This is a genomic window from Salinibacterium sp. CAN_S4, assembly GCF_015752305.1.
In the GTDB taxonomy this organism is placed as follows: domain Bacteria; phylum Actinomycetota; class Actinomycetes; order Actinomycetales; family Microbacteriaceae; genus Rhodoglobus.
This window is the reverse complement of the sequence record NZ_JADOVB010000005.1, coordinates 76,897-90,057: the sequence shown is the minus strand read 5'-3', so window position 1 is coordinate 90,057 and position 13,161 is coordinate 76,897. Positions and strand designations below refer to the sequence as shown.

10 protein-coding genes are annotated in these 13,161 nt (G+C 66.1%); 5 read left to right on the top strand and 5 right to left on the bottom strand.

Going from position 1 to position 13,161, the window contains the following annotated elements; genetic code table 11:
• The first annotated feature begins 26 nt into the window (after positions 1 to 26).
• Both IWX81_RS12655 and IWX81_RS12650 read left to right on the top strand, forming a co-directional pair.
• On the top strand, positions 27 to 947 hold the full coding sequence (locus IWX81_RS12655; RefSeq protein ID WP_199281690.1) for a glycosyltransferase family 2 protein: 921 nt from the start codon (positions 27 to 29) through the stop codon (positions 945 to 947).
• Positions 944 to 1,780 (top strand): glycosyltransferase, encoded by an 837-nt coding sequence (locus tag IWX81_RS12650; RefSeq protein ID WP_199281689.1) that lies wholly within the window; start codon positions 944 to 946, stop codon positions 1,778 to 1,780. Before IWX81_RS12655 ends, IWX81_RS12650 begins: the two co-directional genes overlap by 4 nt.
• Here IWX81_RS12650 and asnB read toward each other — a convergent pair.
• Positions 1,768 to 3,624 (bottom strand): asparagine synthase (glutamine-hydrolyzing), encoded by a 1,857-nt coding sequence (asnB, locus tag IWX81_RS12645; protein WP_199281688.1) that lies wholly within the window; start codon positions 3,622 to 3,624, stop codon positions 1,768 to 1,770. The two genes, IWX81_RS12650 and asnB, sit on opposite strands and share 13 nt — an antisense overlap.
• 78 nt (positions 3,625 to 3,702) lie before the next feature.
• Between asnB and IWX81_RS12640 the strand changes: the two genes are divergently transcribed.
• The 3 genes from IWX81_RS12640 (at position 3,703) to IWX81_RS12630 (ending at position 7,758) form a co-directional block, all read left to right on the top strand.
• Positions 3,703 to 5,055 (top strand): glycosyltransferase family 4 protein, encoded by a 1,353-nt coding sequence (locus IWX81_RS12640; RefSeq protein WP_199281687.1) that lies wholly within the window; start codon positions 3,703 to 3,705, stop codon positions 5,053 to 5,055.
• A gap of 2 nt (positions 5,056 to 5,057) precedes the next feature.
• Positions 5,058 to 5,909, top strand: coding sequence for a glycosyltransferase (locus tag IWX81_RS12635; protein WP_199281686.1), 852 nt, complete (start codon positions 5,058 to 5,060; stop codon positions 5,907 to 5,909).
• 115 nt (positions 5,910 to 6,024) lie between these two features.
• A complete protein-coding gene (locus tag IWX81_RS12630; RefSeq protein WP_199281685.1) occupies positions 6,025 to 7,758 on the top strand; it encodes a DUF4082 domain-containing protein in 1,734 nt (577 codons plus the stop codon).
• Positions 7,759 to 7,825: 67 nt separating this feature from the next.
• On the opposite strand, the gene IWX81_RS12625 is transcribed toward IWX81_RS12630, so the two are convergent.
• The 4 genes from IWX81_RS12625 to IWX81_RS12610 are packed head-to-tail and all read right to left on the bottom strand — an operon-like array spanning position 7,826 to position 13,159.
• Positions 7,826 to 9,211 carry a glycosyltransferase gene (locus IWX81_RS12625; protein ID WP_199281684.1) on the bottom strand — a complete coding sequence of 462 codons (1,386 nt, stop codon included), beginning with the start codon at positions 9,209 to 9,211 and terminating at the stop codon, positions 7,826 to 7,828.
• Positions 9,208 to 10,431 (bottom strand): glycosyltransferase, encoded by a 1,224-nt coding sequence (locus IWX81_RS12620; protein ID WP_334594130.1) that lies wholly within the window; start codon positions 10,429 to 10,431, stop codon positions 9,208 to 9,210. Before IWX81_RS12620 ends, IWX81_RS12625 begins: the two co-directional genes overlap by 4 nt.
• Positions 10,428 to 11,978, bottom strand: coding sequence for a lipopolysaccharide biosynthesis protein (locus IWX81_RS12615; protein WP_334594128.1), 1,551 nt, complete (start codon positions 11,976 to 11,978; stop codon positions 10,428 to 10,430). Before IWX81_RS12615 ends, IWX81_RS12620 begins: the two co-directional genes overlap by 4 nt.
• Positions 11,975 to 13,159, bottom strand: a complete 1,185-nt coding sequence (locus IWX81_RS12610) for a glycosyltransferase (RefSeq protein ID WP_199281683.1) — start codon at positions 13,157 to 13,159, stop codon at positions 11,975 to 11,977. Before IWX81_RS12610 ends, IWX81_RS12615 begins: the two co-directional genes overlap by 4 nt.
• Positions 13,160 to 13,161 lie beyond the last annotated feature (2 nt).

Genomic DNA, 13,161 nt, shown 5'->3' with positions numbered 1-13,161 from the left:
TCCTCGACAGTCGGTGCGGGTCCCTCATGACCTCCGCGAAGGCCGACGCCACCGTCGACTTCTCGATCGTCGTCGTGTCCTATCACAGCGCGGGCGACCTTCCCGGGCTCATCGCATCCCTCGACGCCGCCGCGGCTGGCGCGAGCTGGCACGCGACCATCGTGAACAACGCTCCAGAACAGCCACTGGCTCCGTTGCTCGATTCTCACGATCACGTGACGATAGTCGAGGCTGGCGCAAATCTGGGATATTCCGGCGGTCTCAACTTCGGCGTGGCCCATGCCCCGGTGTCGAGGATGATCGTCTTCCTCAACCCCGACCTGACACTGCACCCTCGATCTCTCGAGCACCTCGGCGCCGTCATCGATGCGGGAGCCGACGCTGCCGTCCCCCTGATCGTCGATGCTGCCGGCCGTCGGCAGGATTCCCTGCGCACCGAACCATCCGTTGTCGCTGCGGTCGGCGATGCCCTGTTCGGTGACCGCTGGAGCACTCGACCTGCGGCGCTCAGCGAAACCGTCCGCGCTCCGGAGCGCTACCGGCGGGCCCATGCGATCGAATGGGCCACCGGGGCCGCTCTCGCCATCAGGACCGGTGTCGCGGAGTCGGTGGGTTCGTGGGACGACCGTCGGTTCTTCATGTACTCAGAGGAGACCGACTATGCGCGCCGGATCCGCGAGCGCGGCGGCACCATCGGATTCGAACCGCGTGCCGTCGTCGAACATCGCGCCGGCGGATCCGGCTCGTCGTCAGCCCTGGATGCACTGATGGAAGTCAATAAACTGCGGTACTACCAGAAATGGCACGGTGCTGCGGGATCGGCTGCGTTCGCCGTCGTGCTGCTCGCGCGCAACCTCATCCGCCCCCATCGACCCGGGGCGCGGGCCGCGGTTCGCGCACTGCTGTCGACACGTGCGCGAGCGGGCCTGCCCGGGGGAAACCGATGAACCAGGGCACAGTGATCATCGCCGCGCACGATGAGGAAGCGGTAATCGGTCGCACGCTCGATGCGCTCGGCGACGTTATCGCGGACGAGTCGGTGCGGGTCGTCGTCGTGAGCAACGGCTGCACGGATCGGACGGCTGACGTCGCGGCAGGCCATCACGGCGTGCGAGTGGTCGACATCACGGTGGCGTCGAAAGCGGCGGCGCTGAGGGAAGGTGACCTGCACGCGGCATCCGGCCCCCGCATTTACCTCGACGCCGACATCGTGCTGACGAGCCGGGCTGCTAGGGATGTCATCGACGCTCTCACACACGGTGCCATCGCCGCTCGCCCTCCCCACTCGTTCGACTCATCGCGAGCGACCTGGATCGTTCGCGCCTGGTACAGGGTGCGCGCCGAGCTGCCCTCCATCTCTGCGGCCCTGTGGGGGGCCGGCTGCTACGCCCTGTCCGAAGAAGGTCGCGCGCGATTCGCGGAATTCCCCGACCTCGTGTCTGACGACCTCTTCATCGACAGCCTGTTCACGGCCCGTGAGATCACGATCGTGGCGACCGATCCCGTCATCGTGACGACGCCGCGAACGACGGCCGACCTTCTTCGGATCCTGCGACGCAGCTACCGCACCCAGTCCGAGGTAGCGGCGAGCCACAGCCGCCTGTCCGACGGGCAGCGAGGACAACTCGGAGACCTTGCAGCGCTCCTGCGCCGGAACCCCGCGCGTGTCGCTGACGTTCTCGTGTATGTCGCGGTCATCGGCGTCGGTCGCTTCCGAGCCAGGGCGGCGCGCTCGACGGTCGGCTGGGAGCGCGACTCCAGCTCGCGTCAGCTGGACTGACGCTGCGTCGACACGAAGAACGTCTCGTGCCACACCTCGAGCGACATGAGCGTCCAGATCCGGGACTCCTCATTGAAGCGCCCGCTATCGTGACGATCGAGGAGGTCGTGGATCGCGTCCTTATCGAAGGTGTCGGCGACGAATGATCCGCTGCCGGTGAGACGCTCCCGCACCGAATCCCGCAGGGACGACCGGAACCAGGCATCGAGCGGAACGCGGAACCCCACCTTGCGCCTGTCCACGATGTTCGCCGGAAGATATCGACGAGCGACTTCCTTGAGCACCCACTTGGTCTGCCCCGACCGCACCTTCACCGACGACGGTAATCGGAACGCGAGGTCCGCCAGTCTGTAGTCGAGCAGGGGGGGCCTCAACTCCAGGGAGGCTGCCATCGACATCCGGTCCCCTCGCTCCAGGAGGTTGTCTGGCAGCCAGTTGCGCAGGTCGGCGAGAAGCATGGCCCGGATCGGATCGACGCTGCGACCGGCGGCCGCCACCGAGGTGCGCCTCGTGCTCACGCCGGTGAGCAGCTGTGCGCGTTCCTGCGCCGAGAATGGCGCAAACCACGCGCGGAACTGCTCGTCGCGGTCAGCGGTCGACCAGACGCGCAGGGCGATCCGGGCCCTGGCAAGCCTGGCCGGCAGGTGGCGATCGATTATTTCGCCGACCCCGCGACGGAACCCGCCAGGGAGAATGGATGCCGCAGCCATCGCCTGCGCGGCGCGGTACTTCGGGTACCCCGCGAAGAGCTCGTCGCCACCTTCCCCGGAGAGCACGACTGTCACGTGCTCCCGCGCGGCCTGCGCCAGCCGGTAGACCGCGAAATCCGCCGGCTCGGACATGGGTGCATCACGATGCCAGGTGAGGGTGGGCCAGAGCGACTCCAGGTCACGGGCATCCACCCGTACCTCATGGTGGTCGGTACCGACGTGATCGCTCACCTGGCGCGCGAACGGCAGCTCGTCATGGCGGGGGTCGCCAAACCCGGCGGAGAAGGTCTTCAACCTGGCGCCGCCGATCAGCCCGGCCGCCTTGGCGACGATGAGGCTACTGTCCACGCCGCCGCTCAGGTAGGCGCCGACGGGCACGTCTGCCACGAGTGCCGAGCGCACGGACTCCGTGACCACCTGGTCGACGGCGTCCACGGCATCGGCGGCGGTCCAGGCCGACTCATCCTGTTCCGGTGGCGCCCAGAACACCTGCTCGGTGATCGTTCCATCCGGCCGCACCTCGGCACGATGAGCCGCCTCGAGCTTGCGGACGCCCTCGAAGAGGGTGAAGGGTGCGGGGACGGACCGACCGTGGAGGTAGGCACCGAGGCTTTCGTAGTCGACCGACGGTGGCTGGTCCATGCCCGCGAGGATCGCCTTGATCTCCGAACCGAACAGCAGGGAGCTTCCCGACCTCCGAAAATAGAGAGGAAGGATGCCCAGCCGGTCCCGCACGAGATGAACGATCCCGGTCTGCTTGTCGAAGGCCGCGAACGCGAACTGCCCGACGAGGTGGTCGACGTAGCGGATGCCGTGCGAGACAAGTCCGGCGAGGATGGTTTCCGTGTCCCCCGACGTGCGGAAAGGGTAGTCGAGCGACTGTCGCAACTGCTGGTAGTTGAAGATCTCGCCATTGAAGACGATGGTCCACCGGCCGTCCACGCTCTGCATGGGCTGATGGGAGCCACCCACGTCGATGATCGACAGCCTCCGGTGGCCGAAGCCGATCGGCCCTTCCACCCAGAAACCATCGTCGTCAGGCCCGCGATGATGCACGGCTTCCGCCATCTCTTCGATGCGGACGCGTGACACCGCACCGCCATCGAATCGGACTGCGCCGACGATTCCGCACATAGGATGATCGTAGCGACACCCGAAGCTTCACAGTTTGTCAAAGTCACTATCCGCAGCACGCTACTGGGGGGCTCTCGAATGGCTACAGCGGGCAGGCGCCGGCGGGTTCTCATGATCGTGCAGAACCTTCCCGTTCCTCTCGATCGGCGCGTCTGGCTGGAGTGCCAGGCGCTCGCGGCGCAGGGCTACGAGGTGTCGGTGATCTGCCCGAAAGGCCCCGGAGATCCGGCCTTCCAAGAGATCGACGGCATCCATATCTATCAGTACGCTCCCGCGCGCGAAGCGAAGGGTGTTCTGGGATTCGCGCTCGAGTTCGCGTACTCCTGGCTCCGCACGGCTGTGCTGTCGGTCAGGGTGTGGGGGCGCCACGGCTTCGACGTGATCCAGGCGTGCAATCCGCCCGACACGTACTGGCTGCTCGCCCGGTTCTGGCGCTTGCGCGGAGTGAGGTTCGTCTTCGACCAGCACGACCTGAATCCCGAGTTGTATCTCTCGCGTTTCGGCACACCGACCGGGATCGCCGGACGGTGGCAACTCGGCGGTCTCGTTCGGCTGGAACGAAGCACCTACCGCACGGCGGACCGGGTGATCTCGACGAACGGATCGTATAAGCGGGTCGCAGAACGCCGCGGCAACCTGGATGCGGCCAGAGTTACCGTGGTCCGCAGCGGGCCAGACACGACGGTGATGCGACCGATCTACCCCGACCCGTCGATCAGGGACGGCGCCTCACACCTGCTCGCGTATATCGGGATCATGGGCCCGCAGGACGGGGTCGAGAACATCCTTGCCGTGATGCACGAGCTCGTCCACGTTCGCGGCCGTACCGGGATCCGGGCTGTGATGCTGGGGTTCGGCGACTGTCTCGAGAGCCTCACTCTCGAATCGACCCAGCGCGGCCTCGACGACCACGTCGTGTTCACGGGACGGGTGGGGCCGGATCAGATCGCGCACTACCTGAGTTCGGCGGACCTCGGCCTCGGCCCCGACCTGAACACCCCTCTCAACAACGTATCGACGATGAACAAGACCATGGAATACATGGCATACGGCCTCGTGCCCGTCTCGTTCGACCTCATCGAGACCCGTGTTTCCGCTGGCGACACCGGTGTATACGTCCCGTCCGGTGACATCGGCGCGTTCGCCGATGCGATCGAGTCGCTGCTCGACGACCCGGATCGCCGCATAGAACTCGCCCTGCGAGCGCGCGAGCGTGTTGCGACCGAACTCGATTGGCGGCCCCAGGCGCAGGAGTACGTCGGCGTGTTCCACGATCTGATGGGCAACGTCCCTGACGAGACGGCCTGGCCCTATGCGCCACGCCCGCCCCGACTCCGAGGCGCACGGGACGCCCTCGGCGTCGACCTCGAGGATGCCACGGAACTGCGCCGGTTCCTGCGCGACCGAACGACCCTCACCCCGAAGAACTGATCATGCCGACGATCGACCACGTCATTCTCACCAGGTTCAATTTGCCATCCGGCGGCGCCGAGGCGCGTATCCGCGCGAGTGAGAGTTGGCTCGTCAATCGCTGGCGTCTCTTCGAACGGTATTGCGCGCCCTCGGTCGAGGCGCAATCGAACCGCAATGTCTCGTGGATCATCTACTTCGATCCCGAAAGCCCGGAATGGCTCAAAAACGCCATCGCCCCCTACGCAGAACGGGGCCTCTTCACTCCCGTCTACCGTGCCGAGGTTCCTTACGACGATCTCGTCGCCGATGTGCGGCAGGTGTCGACAGGATCGGCGGCCATGCTGATCACGACGAACCTCGACAACGACGACGGGCTCGCGATCGATTTCGTCGAGCGCATCCAGGCCGCTGTCGACTTCTCCGATCGACGGGCCCTCTACCTCGTGAACGGACTGATCAAAGGCCCGGGCGGGGTGTACCTTCGCACTGACCCCGACAACGCGTTCTGTTCGGTGGCGGAGTCGTGGGACCGGCCGAAGATGTGCTGGGCCGACTGGCACCTGATGCTCAGGCGGACCATGCCCGTCGTGGAAATCGACGGCGCACCCGGCTGGTTACAGGTGGTACACGGAGAGAACGTCAGTAACCGGGTTCGAGGCCGCCTGACGACTCCCGAACCGTGGGTGTCACGGTTTCCTGGGGCGCTCGATGACGCCCGGCAGCCCGGTTTCGGGGCGCTGGTGAGCGACCGTGTCGTTACCGCTCCGCTGAGGTGGCTGCGCGACTCCGGCCGGTCTGCAGCACGCAGGATGGCGATCGCCGCACTGGGAAAGGACGGGATGCAACGTGTAAAGGCGCGATGGCAACGCTGATTGTTCCCCTGCTCCGGCGTGTCGATGGTAACGATAGGCGACAATCCGTCATATAATTGTTATCTTTTTTTCTCTTTCGTGTGCTTTAATGACCACTTCGTTACGAGGAGAGTGAATGTCATCCCAGAACCCCGGGCAGCGAGCACAGATCCGCCGCCGGAACCGACTCAAACGACGATGGTTTCGAGGTGGATTCGCCAGCCTCGGCGTGATGGCACTGGCGGTCGGCACCGCTGTAGCCATCCCCGCCTTCGCCCAAACCCCCGCTACCGCCACGTCATCCATGCGGCCGGCAACATCTACCACCGGAATCTTTTCCGATTCACTGAAGCCCTCAGTGGCAGTCGATCCGGATCGCGACCCCGTCGAACTCGGGCTGAAGTTCTCCCCGGAAAAGAGCGGCTCCGTCACGGCGCTGCAGTATTTCCAGAGCCGCGCCGCAAGCGGCGTCACCTCGGCAACTCTCTGGACCGCGGACGGGAAGAAGCTTGCGACCGCGTCCTTTTCCGCGACCACGCGCGAGGGCTGGCGCACCATCATGCTCACCACTCCCGCCGCACTCGAGGCGGGTCGTTCTTACGTCGTCTCCTATTTCGCCCCCCAGGGCTCATATGCCGTCAGTGAGCGTGACCTGACGTCGAAGAAGTCGCTGAACGGCTTCACCATCTCCCGCGGCGCTGGCGTCTACAAGTACGGCCAGGGCGGTTTCCCCACCAACTCGTACAACGCATCCAACTACTTCGTCGACGTGGTGTTCGCCCCGGGCACGACGGTCGGCAGCACTCCTGCGACGCCCCCGAGGAGCCCGGGGACAACCGCTCCGGCGACCCCCAGCCCGTCGCCTGTCGCGACCAGGCCTCCGGTCCTGCGCCCGATGCCCGCTCCGGTCCCGATCATGACGCCGCCCGCTACGCCCGCGCCGTCGCCCACGCCATCTCCGGCTCCGGCTCCGCCCCCCGCGCCGTCACCTGCTCCAGCACCCACCGCTCCTGGCACCGCCGGATGGACCGTGTCTGCGAGCACCGTCGGACTCGCTCCGCTCGGCCTGACCTGCGCCAGCCTGCCGGCCTACACCGGCAGCAGCAGCGTTCCGTCGGGATCGGTGATCTCGGGAAAGCGCATTTCGGGCGGGCTGGACCTGTCGGCCGGAAGCATCACCATCGAGAACAGCTGCATCCAGCCGACGTCTGCCGGTCGCGGAATGCCCGTGGTTGCCACCCAGAACTTCAACACGTTCGCGATCGCTCCGAGCAAGGTGACGATTCGCAACAGCGAGTTCGACGGATCGCGGCTGCCGACACAGGACGCCGCGTGGGCGACGGCGTTCATCGGCATCGCGGACCTCACAGGCAATTACATCCACGGCTTCGGCAGCGGAATCGGAATCATGAATTCCGGATCGAGCCTGGATGCCACGATCGAACGCAATTACGTCACCGGTCTGGTCGCGTGGGGCAACCCCGCCACGAACGGAAACCACTCGGATGCGTTCACCGTCCGTGACTTCACCGACCGCTCCCGCGCCGATCGCAAGCTGACGGTGCTCAACAACCGCTTCAACTCCAACTCGGGAAGCGACACGGGTGCGCTGTTCATCCAGACGTACTCCGGGAGCATCGACAACGTGCTCATCCAGGGCAACCTGCTCGAGGGAAACGGCTACCAGCTCGGCCTCAACCAAATGAACGACTCCTACAGCAACCTGCGCGCGGTGAACAACAGGTTCTCCGGCACCGGCTTCGGTGCGACCTATGTGCAGAACGGCCCCGGCTGGGCCCAGTGGGATTCCAACTTCATCTACAGCTCGTCGGCCACCGAGTGTAAGGGCGCGGCCGTCAGGCAGCCGTAGCGACTCCGTATCCATGACATGAAGCCCGTATCCGCACACCGAGGATGCGGGCTTCATGCGTGTGCGGTCAAGCGTCGGGCCGCGCAGCCCTGAGGAGGAGCTCAGCGTGAGCCCTCACCATCTCTCGCACGCCCGGGCCGTGGATCGGCGGCACACCCGCCCTCCCCGACTCGCGATCGAGTACCACCCGCTCCGCCACCCTCACTATCGCAGTGGCGAGGTGCTTCGCGTTGGGCTGCCGACCCGAGCGCCACCTCGCCCAACCCACCCTGGAATCCGTCACTTCGACTGCCGGCCCCGTCGCATTGGGGACCACGATCGACCTCGCAGGATCGCGTCCTACGAGTTCCACCGCCCCACCCACGTCGCTCAATACCAGCGGCAATCCGGCCTCGAGTGCTTCGGTGGCAGCCACGGGCCAGCCCTCGAAGAACGAGTCGAGCACGAACCCGTCGCCAGCGTCCAGAAGTGAGCGGGCATCCGATTGCCCCAGCAGGTGCACTCGATCCCGGTGGCGACTGCGGCGGCGGATCCCGTCCGCTCGACGCAGTTCGACCCAGTCTGACGGGTCCCCGGCGATGACGAGGTGAAGGGGAAGATCCGTCGAGTCGACCGCCCGCAGGAACGACGACACGGTTCCCGCGATGTTCTTTTGCGCGTCGTATCGTGCCAGGCAGATGAACACCACGGCATCCGTCAGATCCTGACCGACTGTCTCGCTGAGGCCGACCCTCGCCGCCCTCCGAGCGGCCTCGTTCACGAGCGGCCGATTCGGGGAGCCATTCGGAATGACAACGAACCGGTCTTCCGACGACGGTGACAGTCGGTGTCGGTGGAACTCGCGCACCACATGGCTGACCGCGATGGCCGAAGACGCGTGGGAGTACAACGCCGCGAACCCGATCCATTGCCGGCGCGAGTAATGGATCTCGGTGTTGTGGAGCACGGCCACTACGGGCAGCCCGCTGTCGATGGCCGCCTGTTCCAGCACCGGCGGAGCGCTGTGAACCTGCACGACATCCGCGCCAGCATCGATGACCGCCGAGGTCTCGATCGTGCCATCCGCAACGGATATCACGCGCACGCCGGCATCCCTCAACCGCTGGGCCCGCGCTCCATCCCCCTGGCACACGATCACCGGCCGCACACCGAACTCGCTGAGACCGATGGCCAGCGTCTCGACGACCGAGCCGATCCCGCCCACGTCGAGTTTGTCCGTCACGATGGCGCAGATGATGGAAGCGGGCTGCCCAGCAGCCCTGGGTGTTGAAAGCGCGGCGCCGGATGAAGCACCCACCACGCCCAATTGTCTGGGAAGCAGCTTCCGGGTAATCGGATGCACGTAGGCATAGCGCCACTTCGGAGGCAGCAGGCTCGTGGCATCCGCCATGATGCCGAACATGAAGGCGCTCATCGCTCCACCGACGCGACCGCGAAACGGGCCGGTCGTCATACGGGTGCTTTTCTCGAGGGCAAGGCGATGCCCGCATACGGGCGAGAGCGGCTGTATTCCCAGAGTTCTCCTACATCGGAGCGCGACACCCCCATCACCATCCACAATCGCGCTTCCTGCGAGAAACCGACGATGCGGGGGCACCCGGCAAGCTCGAGAGAGCCGAGATCCTGCGCTTCGAGATTGGCGAGAACGACGATTTCCCCCGCCGCGCGCGCGCCGATCTCCGCGTTCATCGTCGCGAGGTCTGCCGTGGCTGCAGAGGTGGGCCGGCCGAGTCGCTCGAGGCCGCGCACCCGGGTCGAGATGCCGCCAGCGATCTCGCGGTCGAGCGCGCGAATGCCCGACGCACCGCTCAACTCTGCTATCCGGTCGATCACGAATCGCACGTCGGCGAGCACGACATCGCGGACGGGAACGACGCCGCCTGCCGCTCGAGCTGCCCGCGACTCCCGCTCCCACCGGGCAAGGCCGCTGGCGCGACGCGCGAGCGATGCTGCGCTGCCGGTTCCACCGTTCGGCTGGATCGTGCCGCAGGTCGTACGCAGCGGCAGTTGTGCGGGATAGGAATCTCCCACGAATCGGTGCGAGACGTCGAGGTGCCTGAGGTTCGAGCTGAGACTGTTGTGGGTCAGGGGGACGTCGCGGACGACAGCCCTGAGGCCCACTTCCCGCATCCGAGCCGAATACTCGACGGCGTAGGCATGCCAGCCCAGTCGAGCGTCGTCAGCGAGAGGATCCTGTCGCCAGCGGTCGCGCGTGATCATGAAGAGCACTTCGTCCATGCTGTCGACGTCACGGGGTCGCGGCGCCGGCGCGCCCAACCCGATCACCCTGTCGCGGATGCGCCCGAGTATGTGGCCGGAGCGATCGATGCCCACCGCGCCCATCACTCCAATCTGCGGGGAGCAGAGCAACTCGTGCGCTGCCCGTTCGAGTTCGGCTATCGAGTGCAGGAACACGTCCTGGTGGGCGAAGACCACCACCTCATTCACGGCCTGCGCTGCTCCGTGATTCAGTGCGGCCCCCGCCGTCGCGAATCCGCCGTCGCGGCTGTCGACAGCTATCAGCTCCGTCAGCGTCGTTGCCGTGCGGCCTTCGTCGACGGATCGCCTGAGGCAACTCGCGAGCACCTCGGGATCATTGAAAACGCAGACGATGGACACCGGAGCGCGGCCAGGGCGCTCCGGGTTCGAGGGGAATTCGGCATCCTGCATCATGTCGTGGACCCCCGGTGTCGGAGAATCGGCATCCGCCTTCCCCATCGGCTGTGCGCCAGGATGCGCACCCCCTCGTCGATGACCGTGCGGGCAACGAGCCTCGTGACCCCGAGGTGGGTGAGGGTGACGGCGACGCCGATAGCCAGAATCGACAGTACCGGTGGCAGGTCAGAGGTCAGGAGCATCATTCCCCAGCCGGCCGCGCCCGCGATGACCGTCACCACCACGAGGTAGCAGAACGGGCCCGCGACGCTGTACCAGTGGGTGTCCAGCAGCCGCGAGGTGAGAAACCAGCGCACCATGGTCGCCACGAGGCACACCGCGAGGAATCCCCAGGCGACAGCGACGAGCCCTGACGAGACGAGTGCGATGGTCGTACCCAGCGTGAGCGCATCGATCACGATCGCGTACATGAACCACCTGCCCGGCTTTCCGACACCGTAGAACAGCCCGTGATCGAGCCATGCGCCGATGGACAGTGATCCGGCGAGTGCGAGGATCTGCGCGACCGCGAAGCTCTGCTCCCATCCAGGTCCGAAGACGATGGGAACGATGAGAGGAGAGGCGACTGCCACGAACGTGAGCGGCAGTGACAGGGCAGCGTACGTGAGTCGGAGCGCCCGGACATACGCGGCCCTGAGTCGTCCGACATCGTTCCTGATCTTCGCGAAGGCGACCTGGGTGACGGGTACAATCGCGCCGCCGGTGAGGTCCTGGACCATCTGCACCAGGCGCTGGGCGATATTCATGTACCCGAACTTCGCGAGGCCCAGGCTCGAAGAGATCACGGCAGCCTCACCCGATGCCCGCAGCATGGCCACGAACTCCACTCCGAGCACCTGGCTGCCGAAACTGACCATCCTGACGAAGTCCGGGCGGGAGAATCCGAGCCCAGGACGCCAGCGTGCGCTGATCCACAGCAGGATGGTGGAGATCACCGGCGCCGTGAGTGATTGACCGACCAGTGCCCACACGCCGAACCCGCTGAACGCCATGGCGATCGCGACCACCTGCGCAGCCAGTGCGGCGATCGTCGCCTGGCCCGCGATCGCGGCGAAGCGCATGTCGCGCCGCATGATCGCCAGCGGCACCGATCCGACCGCCGTGGCGATCACCCAGAGCGACAGCACCTGCATCACCGGGATCACATCGGCGTCGCCGAAGAGTCCGCCGAGCAACGGTGCAAGCGCGAAGAGCACCGCGCACAGCACGATCCCCGCGCTCATCGAGAACCAGAACGCCGTGCTCAGCATCCTGCGATCGGTCTTGTCGACCTGCACGATGTATGCCGCGAACCCGAGGTCGGAAAGAAGGTAAAAGAACGGGAGCACTGTCGACGCCGCCGCCACGGTTCCGAAGTCCTCTGGCGACAGCAACCGGGTCAGGATGATGATGGTCACGAAGCTGAAGATGCGCGCTGCCCACTTCTGCGCGGTCAGCCAGAGAACCCCGCGAGTCGCCTGCTGCCCGACGCTGAGCATCGGGGGTTGCTCCGACCCGACCTCGGTCGACTCGAGCGCCGTGGACGTTCCGGTGTCCTTCTTCACGGTGCCGTCCTCGTCACCAGCCGCTGGAGTTTCTCGACAAGGCGCCGGCCCTCCCGGGGAAGGTCCCTGATCCAGCGGATGGCGGCTCGGCGAGACAGTGCCCGTGAGTACACCTCCACGAGCCGGTCGGTCATTGCCTCCAGCCCGAACCGGGAGATCGCGAAGTCGCGCCCGAACGCGCCGAGTTCAGCCCGGTAGTCGGGATCGTCGAGCACGGGGGCCAGGGAATCCAGGAGCATCCGGACCGGGTCTGGCACAGTATCCGGGCTCCAGAAGCTCGATCGGGCGAGCATCGTCGCCGAAGCGGGTTCGAACAGAGCGGAGAAACCCGCCTCACCCTGCACCACCAGCGGCGTAGCGAACGCGAGACTTCGGGCGGCAGACCCGCCCATGCCGAGCACGATGTCGGCGGCAGCGTACGCCGCCCTCGGATCGGCCATCGGCCCCAGCATCCTCACGGCATCGCGGCCAGCCTCGGCATTGACCTCAGCGGCGTGCAGGGCGATCGCCGGCTCGTTGTCTCCTGTGCCCACGATGGCCAGGGTGACGCCTCTTTCTGCAAGGGTCCGCATCGCGTCGATAGCCACTCCGATCGGCAGCGACTTCATGCTGCTGACGAGTCGACTGACGATCACCAACACCACCCCTTCGCCGAGTCCGTGCATGGTGCGGAAGTCGTCGCGGTCGACCGCATCCGGGCTGTCGGCCACGAGGTCGACAGGTGGGCTGATGAGCACCACCCCGCCTGGCCGGCGCGACTGCTCGTCGAGAAGGTATCCGGTGCCGACGATGAGCGGCACATGCCGATACATCTTGAATGACACCTCCATCTCGTACACGGTCAGTACCCACGGCCGGATTCCCCAGCGCGCCGGGCCCCAGAAGGTGGGTCGGCCGCCACCCCAGGAACCGTAGACGTGCACGAGATCGGCGTCGAAGTCGTCGGCGAAACGGCTCAGCTGGCGCGCATGCGCCACCAGCCCAGGCTCGGCGTCGTATGCCTTGACGCGCACACCCTTGGCCGAGGCGATCTCCAGCAGCGACGGGCCGCTCCGACGCGAGCCACGGTCGCCGACGAGCAGGCTCTCGACACCTCGGGCCCGCAGGGCCGCCGCGAAGTCGACGGCATTGATCTGCGTACCGCCGAGTTCGAGGCTGTTGAGGTGGACGAGAATCCGCATGG

What these genes read in the sequence shown, in the direction of transcription:
- IWX81_RS12655 (WP_199281690.1), top strand. Translation starts at nt 27, where the DNA reads ATGACCTCCGCGAAGGCCGACGCCACCGTCGACTTCTCGATCGTCGTC.
- IWX81_RS12650 (WP_199281689.1), top strand. Translation starts at nt 944, where the DNA reads ATGAACCAGGGCACAGTGATCATCGCCGCGCACGATGAGGAAGCGGTA.
- asnB (WP_199281688.1), bottom strand. Translation starts at nt 3,624, where the DNA reads ATGTGCGGAATCGTCGGCGCAGTCCGATTCGATGGCGGTGCGGTGTCA.
- IWX81_RS12640 (WP_199281687.1), top strand. Translation starts at nt 3,703, where the DNA reads ATGGCTACAGCGGGCAGGCGCCGGCGGGTTCTCATGATCGTGCAGAAC.
- IWX81_RS12635 (WP_199281686.1), top strand. Translation starts at nt 5,058, where the DNA reads ATGCCGACGATCGACCACGTCATTCTCACCAGGTTCAATTTGCCATCC.
- IWX81_RS12630 (WP_199281685.1), top strand. Translation starts at nt 6,025, where the DNA reads ATGTCATCCCAGAACCCCGGGCAGCGAGCACAGATCCGCCGCCGGAAC.
- IWX81_RS12625 (WP_199281684.1), bottom strand. Translation starts at nt 9,211, where the DNA reads ATGACGACCGGCCCGTTTCGCGGTCGCGTCGGTGGAGCGATGAGCGCC.
- IWX81_RS12620 (WP_334594130.1), bottom strand. Translation starts at nt 10,431, where the DNA reads ATGATGCAGGATGCCGAATTCCCCTCGAACCCGGAGCGCCCTGGCCGC.
- IWX81_RS12610 (WP_199281683.1), bottom strand. Translation starts at nt 13,159, where the DNA reads ATGCGGATTCTCGTCCACCTCAACAGCCTCGAACTCGGCGGTACGCAG.